This is a genomic window from Pseudomonas sp. CFBP 13719 (assembly GCF_014842095.1).
GTDB lineage: Bacteria > Pseudomonadota > Gammaproteobacteria > Pseudomonadales > Pseudomonadaceae > Aquipseudomonas.
Map to the genome: position 1 here is coordinate 619,595 of NZ_JACYVB010000003.1, position 17,813 is coordinate 637,407.

The 17,813-nt window shown below is 61.9% G+C and carries 16 protein-coding genes; 15 read left to right on the forward strand and 1 reads right to left on the reverse strand.

Annotated elements, in window-relative coordinates; all coding sequences use genetic code 11:
- Positions 1 to 21 precede the first annotated feature (21 nt).
- Positions 22 to 384: an ATP-dependent Clp protease adapter ClpS gene (gene clpS, locus IFT57_RS13095; RefSeq protein WP_043190060.1), complete on the reverse strand. Its 363-nt coding sequence runs from the start codon at positions 382 to 384 to the stop codon at positions 22 to 24.
- A 229-nt stretch (positions 385 to 613) separates the two neighbouring features.
- On the opposite strand from clpS, the gene cspD reads away from it, so the two are divergent.
- The 15 genes from cspD (at position 614) to nuoF (ending at position 17,748) form a co-directional block, all read left to right on the forward strand.
- On the forward strand, positions 614 to 898 hold the full coding sequence (gene cspD / locus IFT57_RS13100; protein ID WP_192151669.1) for a cold shock domain-containing protein CspD: 285 nt from the start codon (positions 614 to 616) through the stop codon (positions 896 to 898).
- A 437-nt stretch (positions 899 to 1,335) separates the two neighbouring features.
- Positions 1,336 to 3,564: an NADP-dependent isocitrate dehydrogenase gene (locus IFT57_RS13105; protein ID WP_192151670.1), complete on the forward strand. Its 2,229-nt coding sequence runs from the start codon at positions 1,336 to 1,338 to the stop codon at positions 3,562 to 3,564.
- Between the two features lie 817 nt (positions 3,565 to 4,381).
- Positions 4,382 to 4,822: an NUDIX hydrolase gene (locus IFT57_RS13110; protein ID WP_122715548.1), complete on the forward strand. Its 441-nt coding sequence runs from the start codon at positions 4,382 to 4,384 to the stop codon at positions 4,820 to 4,822.
- 59 nt (positions 4,823 to 4,881) lie between these two features.
- Entirely contained in the window at positions 4,882 to 6,003 is a 1,122-nt protein-coding gene (gene mnmA, locus IFT57_RS13115; protein WP_122797028.1) for a tRNA 2-thiouridine(34) synthase MnmA, read from the forward strand.
- Positions 6,000 to 6,620, forward strand: a complete 621-nt coding sequence (gene hflD / locus IFT57_RS13120) for a high frequency lysogenization protein HflD (protein WP_122477760.1) — start codon at positions 6,000 to 6,002, stop codon at positions 6,618 to 6,620. The genes mnmA and hflD overlap by 4 nt, the downstream gene beginning before the upstream one ends.
- Before the next feature lie 89 nt (positions 6,621 to 6,709).
- Entirely contained in the window at positions 6,710 to 8,080 is a 1,371-nt protein-coding gene (gene purB, locus IFT57_RS13125; protein WP_122715550.1) for an adenylosuccinate lyase, read from the forward strand.
- Positions 8,081 to 8,164: 84 nt separating this feature from the next.
- A complete protein-coding gene (locus IFT57_RS13130; protein WP_122715551.1) occupies positions 8,165 to 9,334 on the forward strand; it encodes a ribosomal protein uL16 3-hydroxylase in 1,170 nt (389 codons plus the stop codon).
- Positions 9,327 to 9,752 (forward strand): GNAT family N-acetyltransferase, encoded by a 426-nt coding sequence (locus IFT57_RS13135; protein ID WP_192151671.1) that lies wholly within the window; start codon positions 9,327 to 9,329, stop codon positions 9,750 to 9,752. The genes IFT57_RS13130 and IFT57_RS13135 overlap by 8 nt, the downstream gene beginning before the upstream one ends.
- 212 nt (positions 9,753 to 9,964) lie before the next feature.
- A complete protein-coding gene (locus IFT57_RS13140) occupies positions 9,965 to 10,720 on the forward strand; it encodes a secretin N-terminal domain-containing protein (RefSeq protein WP_192151672.1) in 756 nt (251 codons plus the stop codon).
- Between the two features lie 283 nt (positions 10,721 to 11,003).
- Positions 11,004 to 12,329 (forward strand): isocitrate lyase, encoded by a 1,326-nt coding sequence (gene aceA / locus IFT57_RS13145; protein ID WP_122715554.1) that lies wholly within the window; start codon positions 11,004 to 11,006, stop codon positions 12,327 to 12,329.
- Between the two features lie 598 nt (positions 12,330 to 12,927).
- On the forward strand, positions 12,928 to 13,341 hold the full coding sequence (locus IFT57_RS13150) for an NADH-quinone oxidoreductase subunit A (RefSeq protein ID WP_043190089.1): 414 nt from the start codon (positions 12,928 to 12,930) through the stop codon (positions 13,339 to 13,341).
- A 10-nt stretch (positions 13,342 to 13,351) separates the two neighbouring features.
- Positions 13,352 to 14,026, forward strand: a complete 675-nt coding sequence (locus tag IFT57_RS13155) for a NuoB/complex I 20 kDa subunit family protein (protein ID WP_122477749.1) — start codon at positions 13,352 to 13,354, stop codon at positions 14,024 to 14,026.
- Positions 14,027 to 14,105: 79 nt separating this feature from the next.
- Complete coding sequence (nuoC, locus tag IFT57_RS13160; RefSeq protein WP_122797032.1) at positions 14,106 to 15,893, forward strand: NADH-quinone oxidoreductase subunit C/D; 1,788 nt, start codon at positions 14,106 to 14,108, stop codon at positions 15,891 to 15,893.
- Positions 15,894 to 15,895: 2 nt separating this feature from the next.
- Positions 15,896 to 16,393 carry an NADH-quinone oxidoreductase subunit NuoE gene (gene nuoE, locus IFT57_RS13165; RefSeq protein WP_122477746.1) on the forward strand — a complete coding sequence of 166 codons (498 nt, stop codon included), beginning with the start codon at positions 15,896 to 15,898 and terminating at the stop codon, positions 16,391 to 16,393.
- Positions 16,390 to 17,748: an NADH-quinone oxidoreductase subunit NuoF gene (gene nuoF / locus IFT57_RS13170; RefSeq protein WP_192151673.1), complete on the forward strand. Its 1,359-nt coding sequence runs from the start codon at positions 16,390 to 16,392 to the stop codon at positions 17,746 to 17,748. The genes nuoE and nuoF overlap by 4 nt, the downstream gene beginning before the upstream one ends.
- The last annotated feature ends 65 nt before the right edge of the window (positions 17,749 to 17,813 follow it).

The window sequence follows — 17,813 nt, forward strand, 5'->3', positions numbered from 1 at the left end:
CTCATACCCAAGTGGTCGGCGTTAACCGTCCTTCTCGATTTCACAGAGTAGCGGATGCTGGCTTTCCCTGGCGTACTGGTTGACCTGCATGGCCTTGGTTTCGGCGATGTCACGGGTAAACAATCCGCATACTGCCCGTCCTTCTGTATGGACGGCCAGCATGACCTTGGTCGCCAGCTCACGATTCAGATTGAAAAAAACCTCGAGGATCTCGACGACGAAATCCATCGGGGTGTAGTCGTCATTGAACAAAACCACCTTGTACATCGGTGGTGCCTGCAACGCAGGCTTGGATTCCTGGACGGCAATGCCTGCCGAATCGTCCTCGTGCGACTGCGGGCGGTCTTGATTGAAGGTTAGTCGAATCTGACTGAATGCATGCATGGAAAGAAGATTCATCGTTGAGCGAATAGAAGTGGTGGGTTGACCTTGTGACCGAATTTTGACTCGGTCGCCGCATGACCTTGACTATCGGCAAAACGGTGTTACAAACAGTAGAACCCACATTGGGGAAGAAAGGTCCGCGCAGTCAACCAAATTTTTTCAATCGGTTGTGTTGCGCATGAAGTGGATGATACTCCAGAGCTGGAGTCCTTTGCAGAGGGATATGGGTATGCGCAGTGGTAAAGTCAAGTGGTTCAACAATGCCAAGGGCTACGGCTTCATTATCGAAGACGGTCAGACCGAGGATCTTTTCGCCCATTTTTCCGCCATTACCATGGAGGGTTACAAGACGCTGAAGGCCGGCCAGGCCGTCGCTTTCGAGATTATCCAGGGCCCCAAGGGCCTGCACGCCGTAAAGATCCAGGCAGCGGAGACCGCAATCACGCAGGCGGAAGTCACGCAAGCCAGCGTTGCGACGACCAGTGACGAGACCCGAGAGTCCGCGAACGCATGATCGCGGCGCAGGAACAGTGATCGCGAGCAAGCGTTCCTCGGGCGCATGCCGGGCAACGTGAGCGCTTGCTCGCCGTCATTGCTGCGAACTTGCACCCGCACAGGCCATCCACACGGATGGCCTGTTTCGTTTCCGGCAGCTGCCGACCCGCCCAGGTTTGTGCCCCCTACACAGTATTCATCGCCGCGACCAGTGGTATACTGCCGCAGTGACCGCAGGGTCACTCTGGTCGGACCGGTCCGCCCGCGTGCGCTGCCCATGCAAGCCGCGAGAGGGTCGCTGTCGCCGGTCGACCGCTTGACGCTCTACTGATGCATCCCACATCACCGCGACCAATGCTCGATTTTTCGCCTCATTGATGACAACGAGCGAAAGCGCCTATCCTGCGCATCTCGAGATTCTGTGCACGCTCAGCAAAGAAGAGAGTTAATTCGATTATGCCCACCCGCTCAAAGATCATCTATACCTTCACCGACGAAGCGCCAGCCCTGGCCACCTATTCGCTGCTGCCGATCATCGAAGCCTTCACCGCTTCTTCGGACATCGCCGTCGAGACCCGCGACATATCCCTGGCGGCACGCCTCCTTTCAAGCTTCCCCGAGCGTCTGCAGGCCGGCAAACCCGTGCCGGACGATCTCGCCGAGCTGGGCACCCTGGCCACCACGCCTGAAGCCAACATCATCAAGCTGCCGAACATCAGTGCTTCGGTACCGCAACTGAAGGCGGCGATCAAAGAGCTGCAGGATCAGGGCTTCGACCTGCCCGACTACCCCGACAGCGCCGAGTCGGATGCCGACAAGGACACCCGCGCCCGCTACGACAAGGTCAAGGGCAGCGCCGTGAACCCGGTACTGCGTGAAGGCAACTCCGACCGCCGTGCACCACTGTCGGTCAAGAACTACGCGCGCAAGCACCCGCACAAGATGGGCGCCTGGGCCGCCGACTCGAAGTCCCACGTTGCGCACATGAGCAGCGGCGATTTCTACGGCAGCGAGAAAAGTGCCCTGATCGAAGCTGACGGCAGCGTCAAGATCGAACTGGTCGGCAGCGACGGCAGCACCACCGTACTGAAGGAAAAGACCAAAGTCCTGGCCGGCGAGATCATCGACTGCGCCGCGCTGAGCAAAAATGCCCTGCGCGCCTTCGTGGCCGCCGAGATCGAGGACGCCAAGAAACAGGGCGTGCTGTTCTCCGTTCACCTGAAAGCCACCATGATGAAGGTCTCCGATCCGATCATGTTCGGCCAGATCGTCGCCGAGTTCTATCAAGAAGCGCTGGACAAGCACGCTGACGTGCTGGAGCAGGTCGGTTTCAACCTGAACAATGGCATCGGCGACCTGTACGCGCGCATCAAGTCGCTGCCCGCCGAACAGCAGGCGCAGATCGAAGCCGACGTGCAGGCCGTCTACGCCACTCGCCCTGCCCTGGCCATGGTCAACTCCGACAAGGGCATCACCAACCTGCACGTGCCCAGCGACGTCATCGTCGACGCCTCGATGCCTGCCATGATCCGCGACTCGGGCAAGATGTGGAACACCGAAGGTGTGCTGCAGGACACCAAGGCACTGATCCCGGATCGCTGCTACGCCAGCATTTACCAGGCGGCCATCGAAGACTGCAAGAAGCACGGTGCATTCGATCCGACCACCATGGGCAGCGTGCCCAACGTTGGCCTGATGGCGCAGAAAGCCGAAGAGTACGGCTCGCACGACAAGACCTTCCAGATTGCCGCCGACGGCGTGGTCCGCGTCAGCGACAGCAACGGCCGCGTGCTCATGGAGCAGAAGGTCGAGGCTGGCGACGTGTTCCGCATGTGCCAGACCAAGGACGCGCCGATCCAGGACTGGGTCAAGCTCGCCGTCAATCGCGCTCGCGCCAGTAGCACCCCTGCCGTGTTCTGGCTCGACCCTGCACGCGCCCATGACGCAGTGATGATCGACAAGGTGCAGAAATACCTGAAGGACCACGACACCAATGGCCTGGACATCCAGATCATGTCGCCGGTCGATGCGATGGCCTTCTCGCTCAAGCGCATTCGTGCCGGGCAAGACACGATTTCCGTGACCGGCAACGTGCTGCGCGACTACCTGACCGACCTGTTCCCGATCATGGAACTGGGCACCAGTGCCAAGATGCTTTCGATCGTGCCACTGATGAATGGCGGCGGCCTGTTCGAAACCGGCGCAGGTGGTTCGGCTCCCAAGCACGTTCAGCAACTGGTCGAAGAAAACTTCCTGCGCTGGGATTCTTTGGGTGAGTTCCTCGCTCTGGCCGCTTCGCTGGAGCACCTGGGCAGCACCTACGACAACCCCAAGGCGCTGGTACTGGCCGCAACCCTGGACAAGGCCACTGGCCAATTCCTCGACAACAACAAGTCGCCATCGCGCAAGGTCGGCAACATCGACAACCGCGGCAGCCACTTCTACCTGGCACTGTACTGGGCCCAGGCTCTGGCCGAGCAGAACGACGACGTCGCCCTGCAGGCGCAGTTCGCGCCGCTGGCCAAGACCCTGGCCGAGAACGAGGCGAAGATCGTCGCCGAGCTCAACGCCGTGCAAGGCAAGCCAGTGGACATCGGCGGCTACTACCATGCCGATGCGGAACTGACCCGCAAGGCCATGCGTCCGAGCGAAACCCTGAACGCCGCGATCGCTTCGCTGGTGTAAGGTTTGAATCGGTAACACCCCCAGCCCTGGCCCAGTGCCGGGGCTGACTTTTTCTGGCATCCGCGATCTCTCGTAGGAGCGGTCATCGGCCGCGAAAGGAGCAACGCGTATTGTCTGATGCACCGCGGCGCCTGGTTCGCGGCCACGGGCCGCTCCTACGGAAGATCGCATGCACCCGTAGGAGCGGTCATCGGCCGCGAAAGGAGCAACGCGTATTGTCTGATGCACCGCGGCGCCTGGTTCGCGGCCACGGACCGCTCCTACGGAAGATCGCATGCACCCGTAGGAGCGGTCATCGGCCGCGAAAGGAGCAACGCGTATTGTCTGATGCACCGCGGCGCCTGGTTCGCGGCCACGGACCGCTCCTACGGAAGATCGCATGCACCCGTAGGAGCGGTCATCGGCCGCGAAGAGGGCAACGCGAATCAACCGATGCACCGCGGTGCCTGGTTCGCAGCCACGGACCGCTCCTACGGAAGATCGCATGCACCCGTAGGAGCGGTCATCGGCTGCGAAAAGGGCAGCGCGAATCGACAGATGCACCGCGGTGCCTGGTTCGCAGCCACGGACCGCTCCTACGGAAGATCGCATGCACCCGTAGGAGCGGTCATCGGCCGCGAAAGGAGCAACGCGTATTGTCTGATGCACCGCGGCGCCTGGTTCGCGGCCACGGACCGCTCCTACGGAAGATCGCATGCACCCGTAGGAGCGGTCATCGGCCGCGAAAGGAGCAACGCGTATTGTCTGATGCACCGCGGCGCCTGGTTCGCGGCCACGGACCGCTCCTACGAGGGGTCCATCAATGGGAGATTCCATCATGACCTGGCAACCTCATATCACTGTCGCCACCATCATCGAGGACCGCGGACGCTTTCTGTTCGTCGAGGAAATGAAAGGTGGACGGTTGGTGCTCAACCAGCCTGCCGGCCATCTGGATCCTGACGAAAACCTCATGCAGGCCGCTTTGCGTGAAACCCTTGAGGAAACCGCCTGGGACGTCGAGCTGACCGGCGTGGTGGGCATCTACCTGTATACCGCACCCAGCAATGGCGTGACCTACCAGCGCATCTGCTTCAGCGCCCGGCCCTTGCACCTGAACCCCGAGCGCGAGCTGGACCCAGACATCAGCGGTACCACCTGGCTGAACCGCGACGAGCTCGCCGCCCAAGGGCATCGACTGCGCAGTGAGCTGGTCATGCAGTGCCTGGACGACTACCTGACACGCCCCCTGCACAGCCTGGAGCTGATTCGCACCTGAGCGTTTTCCAACGCACCCTGTTAGAATCGCGTCCTTTTCAGAGGCCCCATCGAATTCCTATGCGTGAGCCAGCTCCCCGCCACTGTGCAAAGCAGCGCGTCATCGTCGGCATGTCCGGCGGCGTCGACTCGTCCGTGTCCGCCCTTCTGCTGATGGAGCAGGGTTACCACGTGGAAGGCCTGTTCATGAAGAACTGGGAAGAAGACGACGGAACCGAATACTGCACGGCGCGCGAGGACCTGGCGGATGCCCAGGCCGTTTGCGACAAGCTGGGCATCAAGCTGCACACTGCCAACTTCGCGGCGGAATACTGGGACAACGTCTTCGAGCACTTCCTCGAGGAATACAAGGCCGGCCGCACGCCGAACCCGGACATCCTGTGCAACCGCGAGATCAAGTTCAAGGCGTTCCTGGACTACGCGCTGATGCTCGGCGCCGACCTGATCGCCACCGGTCACTACGTGCGTCGCCGCGACATCGACGGGCAGACGCAACTGCTCAAGGGCCTGGACCCGAACAAGGACCAGAGCTACTTCCTGCACGCCGTCGGCGGTGAGCAGATCGCCCGTACGCTGTTCCCCGTGGGCGAACTGGAAAAGCCCGAAGTGCGCGCGATCGCTGAGATGCACGGTCTGGCGACCGCGAAGAAAAAGGATTCCACCGGTATCTGCTTCATCGGCGAACGACGCTTCAGCGACTTTCTCAAGCAGTACCTGCCGGCACAGCCAGGCGAGATCAAGACCACCAGCGGCGAGGTCATCGGCCGTCACCACGGCTTGATGTACCACACCATCGGCCAGCGCCAGGGGCTGGGTATCGGCGGCCTCAAGGACGCCGGTGACGACCCGTGGTATGTGCTGGCCAAGGACCTGGTCAACAACGAATTGATCGTGGGCCAGGGCAATGAACACCCGATGCTGTTTTCCCGCGCCCTGCTCGCTTCGGAAATCTACTGGGTGAACCCGGTGGACCTGGCCGAGCCGCGACGCCTGACGGCCAAGGTGCGCTACCGGCAAGCCGACCAGGCGTGCACCCTGGAACAGACCGCCGAGGGCTATCGCGCGGTGTTCGACGAAGCTCAGCGAGCGGTCACCCCTGGCCAGTCCGTTGTATTCTACGACGGCGAAATCTGCCTGGGCGGCGGCGTCATCGAAGTCGCCGAGCCGTGGAGCCAGCCATGAACAACCTGCAGGAACAATTGGTAGCACTGGGTGCGGTGTTCCAGGCTGCGGTGCTGGTCGACCGGATCGCCAAGACCGGTTCCGCCGCCGAGGCCGACGTCGCCTGCCTGCTGGGCAGCCTGCTGGTGGTCGATCCGCAGAACACTCTCGAAGTGTTCGGCGGCGACGACAGCCACCTGCGCGAAGGTTATGGCGCGCTGTCCAGCGCGCTTGAGCGAGACCCCGGCAGCCTGCAGCGCGAGCCGCTGCGCTACGCATTGTCGATGCTGGGCCTGGAGCGGCAGCTGGCCAAGCGCGGCGAGATGCTGGAGATCATCGGCAAACGCATTCCGCAGATCCAGAACCAGGTCGAGCACTTCGGCCAGGGCCATGAGAACGTCATCGCCGCTACGGGTGCGCTGTACCAGGACACCCTGAGCACACTGCGCCAGCGCATCCAGGTGCACGGCGACACTCGCCACCTGCAGCAACCCAACAATGCTTCGAAGATTCGTGCCCTGCTGTTGGCCGGTATCCGCGCCGCGCGCCTGTGGCGACAGTTGGGTGGTCATCGCTGGCAGCTGGTGATCAGCCGCCGCAAGTTGTTGCGCGAGCTGTACCCCCTGATGCGCGGATGAATGACCGGAGGGTTGGCCCGCGCCGCCCAACCGGCTTTTTTCATGTATAATTCGCGCCCTTTTCAAAGCCCGACTGTCCGAGAATACCCATGCAGCTTTCTTCGCTCACTGCGGTTTCCCCTGTAGACGGCCGCTACGCCGGCAAAACCCAGGCCCTTCGCACCATTTTCAGCGAGTACGGCCTGATCCGCTTCCGCGCCCTGGTCGAAGTGCGCTGGTTGCAGCGCCTGGCCGCGCACCCGCAAATCGCCGAAGTACCGGCTTTCTCGGCAGAGGCCAACGCCGTACTGGATGTGCTTGCCAGTGATTTCGCCCTGGAGCATGCCGAGCGCGTCAAGGAAATCGAGCGCACCACCAACCACGACGTCAAGGCCATCGAGTACCTGCTCAAAGAACAGGCGGCCAAGCTGCCGGAACTGGCCAAGGTCAGCGAGTTTATCCATTTCGCCTGCACCAGCGAGGACATCAACAACCTGTCCCACGCCCTGATGCTGCGCGAAGGCCGCGACGACGTGATGCTGCCGCTGATGCGCCAGATCGCCGAGTCGATCCGCGAGCTGGCTCATCGCTTCGCCGACGTGCCGATGCTGTCGCGCACCCATGGCCAGCCGGCTTCGCCGACGACCCTGGGCAAGGAACTGGCGAACGTGGTGTACCGCCTGGAGCGGCAGATCGCCCAGGTGGCCGCCGTGCCTTTGCTGGGCAAGATCAACGGCGCGGTGGGCAACTACAACGCGCACCTGTCGGCCTACCCGCAGATCGACTGGGAAGCCAATGCCCGCGCCTTCATCGAAGACGAACTGGGGCTGGGCTTCAATCCCTACACCACGCAGATCGAGCCGCACGACTACATCGCCGAGCTGTTCGACGCCATCGCGCGCTTCAACACCATCCTCATCGACTTTGATCGCGACATCTGGGGCTACATCTCCCTGGGCTATTTCAAGCAGCGCACCATCGCTGGCGAAATCGGCTCCTCGACGATGCCGCACAAGGTCAATCCGATCGACTTCGAGAACTCCGAAGGTAACCTGGGTATCGCCAACGCGCTGTTCCAGCACCTGGCGAGCAAGCTGCCGATCTCGCGCTGGCAGCGCGACCTGACCGACTCCACCGTACTGCGCAACCTGGGCGTGGGCTTCGCCCACAGCGTCATCGCGTACGAAGCAAGTCTCAAGGGAATCAGCAAGCTAGAGATCAATACTCAGAAAATAGCTGAAGATCTGGATGCCTGTTGGGAAGTGCTCGCCGAGCCGATTCAGACGGTCATGCGCCGCTACGACATCGAGAATCCGTACGAGAAGCTCAAGGAGCTGACCCGCGGCAAGGGCATCGGCCCACAAGCTCTGCAGACCTTCATCGACGGGCTGGACATGCCTGACCAGGCCAAAGCCGAGCTCAAGCAACTGACGCCGGCCAATTACATAGGCAATGCGGCTGCACAGGCCAAGCGCGTCTGACAGTCGCCAACGACGCTTCGACGCCCGGCTTCGCCGGGCGTTTTTATTCCGGTTATAAAAGCAATATAATTCAGCAGGTTACACATGAAAGCTAATACCCCACTTCAAATACTGGGCGGCCTGACTGCCGCTGAATTTCTCCGCGACTACTGGCAGAAGAAACCCCTGCTGGTACGCCAGGCCTTCACCGATTTCGAAAATCCGCTGAGCGCCGATGAACTCGCCGGCCTGGCGCTCGAGGAAGAAGTCGAGTCGCGGATCGTCATCGAACACGGCGCCCAGCCGTGGGAAATGCGCCGTGGGCCCTTTGCCGAGGATGAATTCAGCAAGCTGCCTGAAACCGAGTGGACCCTGCTGGTCCAGGCTGTTGACCAGTTCGTTCCGGAAGTCGCCGAGCTGCTCGAGCACTTCCGCTTCCTGCCCAGCTGGCGCATCGATGACGTCATGATCAGCTTTGCCGCACCAGGCGGCGGCGTCGGTCCGCACTTCGACAACTACGATGTGTTCCTGCTGCAGGGGCTGGGCAAGCGCAACTGGAAAGTCGGACAGATGTGCGATTCGCAGAGCCCGCTGCTCGATCACGCGGATCTGCGCATCCTGGCCGACTTCCAGCAGAGCGAAGAGTGGACCCTGGAGCCCGGCGACATGCTCTATCTGCCGCCGCGCCTGGCCCATTGCGGCGTTGCCGTGGACGATTGCATGACCTATTCGGTCGGCTTCCGTGCCCCAAGCGCTGCCGAAGTGCTGACCCACTTCACCGACTTCCTCAGCCAGTTCCTGCCGGACGAAGAGCGCTACAGCGACGCCGATGCCGTGCCTGCGGCCGACCCTCACCAGATTCAGCACGACGCGCTGGATCGCCTCAAGCGCCTGCTGGCCGAGCACATGAGTGACGAGCGTCTGCTGCTGACCTGGTTTGGCCAATTCATGACCGAGCCGCGCTATCCGGAGCTGGTCGCTGGCGAAGACATGGCCGAGGCCGATCTGCTTGCCGAACTGGAACAGGGCGCGCTGCTGGTGCGTAACCCGAGCGCCCGCCTGGCCTGGTCGGAAGTCGACGAAGACCTGCTGTTGTTCGCCAGTGGCCAGAGCCGCTTGCTGCCCGGCGAACTGCGCGATCTGTTGAAGTTGATCTGCGCGGCCGACGCCTTGCACATCGACAACCTGGGCCCCTGGATGAACGACGAACAAGGCCGCGCGCTGCTGTGTGAACTGGTGAAGCAAGGGAGCCTGGGGTTCGCCATCGATGAATAGCGTCGAAGTACGCGTGGCGGACTGGCACAAGGACAATCGAGATATCCGGCGCATTCGCGAGGCGGTGTTCATCGCCGAGCAGGCGATTCCGGCCGAGCTGGAATGGGACGAGGACGATCTGAGCGCCGTGCACTTCCTGGCCGTCGAAGGCGACTACGCAGTGGGCACTGCCCGCCTGCTCGCCGACGGTGAGATCGGTCGGGTGTCCGTGCTCAAGGATTGGCGCGGGCTGAGGGTGGGCGACAAGTTGCTGCAAGCGGTCATCGCCCATGCCAATGCGCTGGGCCTGCACGAGCAGAAGCTCAGCGCCCAGGTGCACGCCACGGCGTTCTACGAACACCATGGCTTTCGCATCGTCAGCGGTGAGTTTCTCGAAGCTGGTTTGCCCCATGTGGACATGGTTCGCAGTCCAGGCTGACTTTCTGTGGGAGCCGAACGGCGCATTGTGGTGCGCCTGCGAAACCGCAGCGACCCTTTCGCGGCCACTGACCGCTCCTACGGAGGCTCGCATCCGTCTTTGGGTGGTCAGCGGCCGCGAAATGGGCGACGCGGTTCGGCTGATACACTGCATCCTGTACTCTCAGCGCGCATGCCATACTTGTCCGCACATCCAATGCGGAGATCACGGACATGCCGCTGCACCTTCTGCTCGCCAGCCTGCTGTTATGCCTGATGCCCAGTGCCCAAGCGGCTACCCAGGTCATGCCCCTTCACTATCGCACCAGTGCCGATATCCTCCCCATCGCCCAACAACTGGTGGGCCGTGAAGGCACCGTCGCGGCCTATGGCAACCAACTGGTGGTCAACGCCGAGCCCGACAAGCTGGACGAGCTCACTGCATTGCTCGAGCAATTGGACAAGCCGGCGCGACGCCTGCTGATCAGCGTCGACACCAGCGACAGCAACACCGCCAACCAGCGCGGTTATCGCGTCAACGGCGCAGGCACTACGCGCATCATCCAGTACGGCACCGACAACCGCAGCGGCGGTGTGCAACAGGTACAAGCCAGCGAAGGCAGCCCGGCACTCATCCAGATCGGCCAAAGCGTACCCTTGACCACCGCTGGCACCGACGCCTACGGCCGCCTGCAAGCGCAGACCGAGTATCGCGATGTCACCCAGGGCTTCTACGTCACCGCCAGCCTGACTGGCGATGTAGTACACCTGAATATCGCTACAAACAACGACCGATTGAGCCAGGAACGGGCCGACGTGGTCAACGTGCAAAGTACGCAATCGACCCTCAGCGGCCGGCTCGGCGAATGGATTACAGTGGCGGGCATGAACGAGCATTCGAGCATCAACCAACAGGGCATCGCCCGGCAATACAGCACCCAAGGGCGTAACGACACGACCGTTCGAGTAAAGGTCGACACTCTTGATTGAGCCTAAGTCACGACAGCGCTGCCCCTGTCGCGAATCGGCGACCGCAGCCTCGAAAACTGACTCTACAGTCGCGGAATCGGCAAATATGTAGTGCTTTATAATTTTCACTACAAAACGTTTGACGTGCAGAAAATCCATGGGGCATGATGGCCTCGCCCTCACCGGTCCGTGTCTTTGCCAACCAGGCAAGCGCGGCGCACGGTCAGGGCCGACCGGCAGTTCGGCACAAGCAGCGCCTGGCGCAGCAACCCCATCATCGAACCTATGCACGAGGTTTATCTCCATGGCACTGACACGCGAACAACAAGAAGCGGCCCTTGCGAAAGACTGGTCCGAAAACCCGCGCTGGAAAGGTGTGACGCGCAACTACTCACCCGCCGACGTGGTGCGCCTGCGTGGCTCGGTCCAACCCGAACACACGCTGGCCCGCCTGGGCGCAGAGAAACTCTGGAACCTGGTGACCCAGGGCGCCAAGCCTTCATTCCGCCCCGACAAGGATTTCGTCAACTGCATGGGCGCGCTTACCGGCGGCCAGGCGGTGCAGCAGGTCAAGGCCGGCATCCAGGCCATCTATCTGTCGGGCTGGCAGGTCGCGGCCGACAACAACTCCGCCGAATCGATGTACCCCGACCAGTCGCTGTACCCGGTGGACTCGGTGCCGACCGTGGTCAAGCGCATCAACAACTCGTTCCGACGTGCCGACCAGATCCAATGGAAGGCTGGCAAGAATCCGGGCGACCAAGGCTACATCGACTACTTCGCGCCAATCGTGGCTGACGCCGAAGCCGGCTTCGGCGGCGTGCTCAATGCCTATGAATTGATGAAGAATATGATCGAAGCGGGCGCTGCCGGCGTGCACTTCGAAGACCAGCTGGCCTCGGTGAAGAAATGCGGGCACATGGGCGGCAAAGTACTGGTGCCGACCCAGGAAGCCGTGCAGAAACTCACTGCGGCGCGCCTGGCCGCCGATGTCGCTGGTGTGCCGACGATCATCCTGGCGCGCACCGATGCGAACGCCGCGGACCTGCTGACGTCGGACTGCGACCCCTACGACCAGCCGTTCGTGACCGGCACCCGCACACCTGAAGGCTTCTACAAAGTACGTGCCGGCCTCGATCAGGCGATCGCCCGCGGCCTGGCTTACGCGCCCTATGCCGACCTTATCTGGTGCGAGACCGCCAAGCCGGACCTGGATGAGGCGCGTCGCTTCGCCGAGGCCATCAAGCGCGAGTACCCGGACCAGCTGCTTTCCTACAACTGCTCCCCTTCCTTCAACTGGAAGAAGAACCTGGATGACGCGACCATCGCCAAATTCCAGCGCGAGCTGTCGGCGATGGGCTACAAGCATCAGTTCATCACCCTGGCCGGGATCCACAACATGTGGCACGGCATGTTCAGCCTTGCGCACGATTACGCGCGCAACGACATGACGGCCTACGTGAAGCTGCAGGAGCAGGAATTCGCCGATGCCGAAAAGGGCTATACCTTTGTCGCTCACCAGCAGGAAGTGGGTACCGGTTACTTCGACGACATGACCACCGTGATCCAGGGCGGCGCCTCGTCGGTCACCGCCCTGACCGGCTCGACCGAAGAAGAGCAGTTCCACTGATCCCTCAGGCAAGCTGCTCTCGCGAGGGGAGCAGCGTCTGTGGGTCGAGGTGCCTGTTCAGCGAGGTAACTGTGGGAGCGAGCTCTGCCCGCGAAGAATTCGGCGCGTTGTACCTGCCAGACCGCAGCGTGGCATTCGCGGGTAGAACCCGCTCCCACAGGGTCGACATCGCTCCTGCAGGGATGGGTGTTGAATTCAGAGCCGCCGCATGCAGTTGCCGGGGGCTTTTTTATGCGTTCGATTGATCCAGCGCAATGCCGGCAACCGAATAACCCAGTACAACACTCCGCACGGTTAATTAGCCCAACTCGAACAGTCGAGCCAGCGCGCTAAATGATATTAGTTATCATTAAGATATTCACGTACTCACGGTAAAAGCTTGCCCTGCTTGATATTTTCTTCTTTCACCCACCTAAATCCTGCCAGTGAGCTACATTGAATAAGCCTATGTGCGTAATGATACGAATTAATTTGCGATCCGAAATTTACTTGCCCGGCTTTTACCCATAAAATCATCGCGATTGATTCTGCTGCGACATATCGTCACTGCGACACTTCATTCAACCCAGAGGCCCCGGCCTTTGCCAAGGAAACCAGCATGCCCGATTCGACAGGACTCATCGCCCACAACTGGGGCTTTGCCATCTTCCTTCTCGGTGTTGCCGGTCTGTGTGCGTTCATGCTCGGGCTCTCCAGCCTGCTGGGCAGCAAAGCCTTCGGACGCAGCAAGAACGAACCTTTCGAATCCGGCATGCTGCCGGTCGGCAGCGCCCGTCTGCGCCTTTCCGCCAAATTCTATCTGGTCGCGATGCTGTTCGTGATCTTCGATATCGAAGCCCTTTTTCTCTTTGCCTGGTCTGTGTCCGTCCGCGAAAGCGGCTGGACCGGATTCGTCGAAGCTCTCGTTTTCATAGCAATTCTGTTGGCAGGTCTTGTCTACCTGTTCCGAGTGGGCGCCCTTGACTGGGCACCGGAAGCTCGTCGCAAGCGGCAGGCGAAGCTGAAACAATGAGGCTTTGGCAATGCAATACAATCTCACCCGGATCGACCCCGATGCTCCCAACGAGCAGTATCCCATCGGCACCAGGGAAACTGTTTCCGACCCCCTAGAAGATCAGGTTCACAAGAACATCTTCATGGGCAAACTCGAAGACGTCCTCAGCGGCGCGGTCAACTGGGGTCGCAAGAACTCCCTGTGGCCGTACAACTTCGGTCTCTCGTGCTGCTACGTGGAAATGACCACGGCCTTCACGGCGCCCCACGACATCGCCCGCTTCGGCGCCGAAGTCATCCGGGCCTCGCCGCGTCAGGCCGACTTCATGGTCATCGCCGGCACCTGCTTCATCAAGATGGCGCCGATCATCCAGCGCCTCTACGAGCAGATGCTAGAGCCCAAGTGGGTCATCTCCATGGGTTCGTGCGCCAACTCCGGTGGCATGTACGACATCTACTCGGTGGTCCAGGGGGTCGACAAATTCCTCCCCGTGGACGTCTACGTGCCTGGCTGCCCGCCGCGCCCTGAAGCTTTCCTGCAAGGCTTGATGCTGTTGCAGGAGTCGATTGGCCAAGAGCGTCGCCCGCTGTCCTGGGTCGTCGGTGATCAAGGCGTATACCGCGCCGAGATGCCTTCGCAGAAGGAACAGCGCCGCGAACAGCGTATTGCGGTAACCCACCTGCGCAGCCCCGACGAAGTCTGATCCAGCGTTTGTCACGCCTGCCCATGCAGGCCGAGAACCTCTGGCTTCAAACCGTAGTTGACCGATAGCGACCGAGACCATGACAACAGCGGACACCGCTCTGTATATCCCGCCCTACAAGGCTGACGACCAAGATGTGGTCGTCGAACTGAACCAGCGCTTTGGCCCCGAGGCGTTCCTCGCCCAGGAAACCCGTACCGGCATGCCGGTACTGTGGGTGGCCCGCGCCAAGCTGGTCGAGATCCTCACGTTCCTGCGCAACGTGCCCAAGCCGTACAGCATGCTCTACGACCTGCACGGCGTGGACGAGCGCCTGCGCACCCACCGCCGAGCCATTCCGAGCGCCGGCGACTTCACGGTGTTCTACCACCTGCTGTCGGTCGAGCGTAACAGCGACGTCATGCTCAAGGTGGCCCTGAACGAAGGCGACCTGAACCTGCCGACCATCACCGGTATCTGGCCCAACGCCAACTGGTACGAGCGTGAAGTCTGGGACATGTTCGGCATCGACTTCGCCGGCCACCCTCACCTGTCGCGCATCATGATGCCGCCGACCTGGGAAGGCCACCCGCTGCGCAAGGACTACCCGGCGCGCGCGACCGAGTTCGACCCCTACAGCCTGACCCTGGCCAAGCAGCAGCTCGAGGAGGAAGCCGCGCGCTTCAAGCCCGAGGACTGGGGCATGAAGCGCTCCGGCACCAACGAGGACTACATGTTCCTCAACCTGGGGCCCAACCACCCTTCGGCGCACGGTGCGTTCCGCATCATTCTGCAGCTGGACGGCGAAGAGATCGTCGACTGCGTGCCCGACATCGGCTATCACCACCGTGGCGCCGAGAAAATGGCCGAGCGCCAGTCGTGGCACAGCTTCATCCCCTACACCGACCGCATCGACTACCTGGGCGGGGTGATGAACAACCTGCCCTACGTGCTAGCCGTCGAGAAGCTGGCCGGCATCAAGGTGCCGCAGAAGGTCGACACCATCCGCATCATGATGGCCGAGTTCTTCCGCATCACCAGCCACCTGCTGTTCCTGGGTACCTATATCCAGGACGTCGGCGCCATGACCCCGGTGTTCTTCACCTTCACCGACCGCCAGAAAGCCTACACGGTGATCGAAGCCATTACCGGTTTCCGCCTGCACCCGGCCTGGTACCGCATTGGTGGTGTGGCGCACGACCTGCCGCGCGGCTGGGAGAAGCTGGTCAAGGACTTCGTCGAATGGCTGCCCAAGCGCCTCGACGAATACACCAAGGCTGCGCTGCAGAACAGCATTCTCAAGGGCCGTACCATCGGCGTCGCCGCCTACAACACCAAGGAAGCCCTGGAGTGGGGCGTCACCGGTGCCGGGCTGCGCTCCACCGGTTGCGATTTCGACCTGCGCAAGGCGCGTCCGTATTCGGGCTACGAGAACTTCGAGTTCGAAGTGCCGCTTGCGCACAACGGCGATGCCTATGACCGCTGCATGGTTCGCGTCGAAGAGATGCGCCAGAGCATCCGCATCATCGACCAGTGTATGCGCAACATGCCCGAAGGCCCGTACAAGGCGGATCACCCGCTGACCACGCCGCCGCCCAAGGAGCGCACGCTGCAGCACATCGAAACCTTGATCACGCACTTCCTGCAGGTTTCGTGGGGCCCGGTGATGCCGGCCAACGAATCCTTCCAGATGATCGAAGCGACCAAGGGCATCAACAGCTACTACCTGACGAGCGACGGCGGCACCATGAGCTACCGTACCCGCATACGCACCCCGAGCTACCCGCACCTGCAGCAGATCCCTTCGGTGATCAAGGGCAGCATGGTCGCGGACTTGATCGCGTACTTGGGTAGCATCGATTTCGTTATGGCCGACGTGGACCGTTAAGCATGAACAGCACGCTCATCCAGACAGACCGTTTCGCCCTGAGCGAAACCGAGCGCTCGGCCATCGAGCACGAGCTGCACCACTACGAGGACCCGCGCGCGGCGTCCATCGAAGCCCTCAAGATCGTCCAGAAGGAACGTGGCTGGGTACCTGATGGCGCGCTTTACGCGATTGGCGAACTGCTCGGCATTCCGGCCAGTGACGTCGAAGGCGTGGCCACCTTTTATAGCCAGATTTTCCGTCAGCCGGTGGGCCGCCACATCATTCGCGTCTGCGACTCGATGGTCTGCTACATCGGCGGCCACGAGTCGGTGGTCAGCGAAATCCAGAGCAAGCTGGGCATAGGCCTGGGCCAGACCACCGCCGACGGCCGCTTCACCCTGCTGCCGGTGTGCTGCCTGGGCAACTGCGACAAGGCCCCGGCGCTGATGATCGACGACGATACCTTTGGCGATGTCCAGCCCGCTGGCGTGGCCCAACTGCTGGAGGGCTACGTATGAAGCTCACCTCGTTCGGCCCGGCCAACACCATTGCCCGCGCCGCTGAAACCCATCCGCTGACCTGGCGCCTGCGTGACGACGGCGAGCCGATCTGGCTCGACGAGTACCAGGCCAAGGACGGCTACAGCGCCGCGCGCAAGGCCTTTGCCGACATGTCGCAGGACGACATCGTGCAGACGGTGAAGGATTCCGGCCTCAAGGGCCGCGGCGGTGCGGGTTTCCCTACCGGCGTCAAATGGGGCCTGATGCCCAAAGACGAATCCATGGACATCCGCTACCTGCTGTGCAATGCGGATGAAATGGAGCCCAACACCTGGAAAGACCGCATGCTGATGGAGCAGCAGCCTCATCTGCTGATCGAAGGCATGCTGATTTCCGCGCGCGCGCTGAAGGCCTATCGCGGCTACATCTTCCTGCGCGGCGAATACACCACCGCGGCCAAGCACCTGAATCGTGCCGTACAGGAAGCGAAAGCCGCCGGACTGCTGGGCAAGAACATCCTGGGGTCGGGCTTCGACTTCGAACTGTTCGTGCACACCGGTGCCGGCCGCTACATCTGCGGTGAAGAAACCGCGCTGATCAACTCGCTGGAAGGTCGCCGCGCCAACCCGCGTTCCAAGCCGCCCTTCCCCGCTGCCGTGGGTGTGTGGGGTAAGCCGACGTGCGTGAACAACGTCGAAACCCTGTGCAACGTGCCGGCCATCGTCGGCAACGGCATCGACTGGTACAAGGCGCTGGCCATGCCCGGCAGTGAAGACCACGGCACCAAGCTGATGGGCTTCTCCGGCAAGGTCAAGAACCCCGGCCTGTGGGAACTGCCGTTCGGCATCAGCGCCCGCGAGCTGTTCGAAGACTATGCCGGCGGCATGCGCGACGGCTTCACGCTCAAGTGCTGGCAGCCAGGCGGTGCCGGTACCGGTTTCCTGCTGCCCGAACACCTCGACGCGCAGATGTACGCCGGCGGCATCGGCAAGGTCGGCACTCGGATGGGTACTGGCCTGGCCATGGCCGTGGACGACAGCGTCAACATGGTCTCGCTGCTGCGCAACATGGAAGAGTTCTTCTCCCGCGAGTCCTGTGGCTTCTGTACCCCTTGCCGCGACGGCCTGCCGTGGAGCGTCAAGCTGCTGCGCGCCATCGAGACCGGCAACGGCCAGCCGGGGGATATCGAAACCCTGCTGGGCCTGGTCGGTTTCCTCGGCCCCGGCAAGACGTTCTGTGCACACGCGCCCGGCGCCGTGGAGCCCTTGGGCAGCGCTATCAAATATTTCCGTGCCGAGTTCGAGGCGGGCATCAAGCCCGTCACGCCGGGCAGCCTGACCCAGGTGGCCACACCCACCATGGCCGGCGCCTGACTCACGGCACGCCCGGCGGCCCGTGCCGCCGGTATCGCCCGTTGACGCGCCCTTTCCGGCTGCGC

Bases quoted from the DNA above. Each gene is read 5' to 3' on its own strand.
- clpS (WP_043190060.1), bottom strand. From the start codon at position 384: ATGCATGCATTCAGTCAGATTCGACTAACCTTCAATCAAGACCGCCCG.
- cspD (WP_192151669.1), top strand. From the start codon at position 614: ATGCGCAGTGGTAAAGTCAAGTGGTTCAACAATGCCAAGGGCTACGGC.
- IFT57_RS13105 (WP_192151670.1), top strand. From the start codon at position 1,336: ATGCCCACCCGCTCAAAGATCATCTATACCTTCACCGACGAAGCGCCA.
- IFT57_RS13110 (WP_122715548.1), top strand. From the start codon at position 4,382: ATGACCTGGCAACCTCATATCACTGTCGCCACCATCATCGAGGACCGC.
- mnmA (WP_122797028.1), top strand. From the start codon at position 4,882: ATGCGTGAGCCAGCTCCCCGCCACTGTGCAAAGCAGCGCGTCATCGTC.
- hflD (WP_122477760.1), top strand. From the start codon at position 6,000: ATGAACAACCTGCAGGAACAATTGGTAGCACTGGGTGCGGTGTTCCAG.
- purB (WP_122715550.1), top strand. From the start codon at position 6,710: ATGCAGCTTTCTTCGCTCACTGCGGTTTCCCCTGTAGACGGCCGCTAC.
- IFT57_RS13130 (WP_122715551.1), top strand. From the start codon at position 8,165: ATGAAAGCTAATACCCCACTTCAAATACTGGGCGGCCTGACTGCCGCT.
- IFT57_RS13135 (WP_192151671.1), top strand. From the start codon at position 9,327: ATGAATAGCGTCGAAGTACGCGTGGCGGACTGGCACAAGGACAATCGA.
- IFT57_RS13140 (WP_192151672.1), top strand. From the start codon at position 9,965: ATGCCGCTGCACCTTCTGCTCGCCAGCCTGCTGTTATGCCTGATGCCC.
- aceA (WP_122715554.1), top strand. From the start codon at position 11,004: ATGGCACTGACACGCGAACAACAAGAAGCGGCCCTTGCGAAAGACTGG.
- IFT57_RS13150 (WP_043190089.1), top strand. From the start codon at position 12,928: ATGCCCGATTCGACAGGACTCATCGCCCACAACTGGGGCTTTGCCATC.
- IFT57_RS13155 (WP_122477749.1), top strand. From the start codon at position 13,352: ATGCAATACAATCTCACCCGGATCGACCCCGATGCTCCCAACGAGCAG.
- nuoC (WP_122797032.1), top strand. From the start codon at position 14,106: ATGACAACAGCGGACACCGCTCTGTATATCCCGCCCTACAAGGCTGAC.
- nuoE (WP_122477746.1), top strand. From the start codon at position 15,896: ATGAACAGCACGCTCATCCAGACAGACCGTTTCGCCCTGAGCGAAACC.
- nuoF (WP_192151673.1), top strand. From the start codon at position 16,390: ATGAAGCTCACCTCGTTCGGCCCGGCCAACACCATTGCCCGCGCCGCT.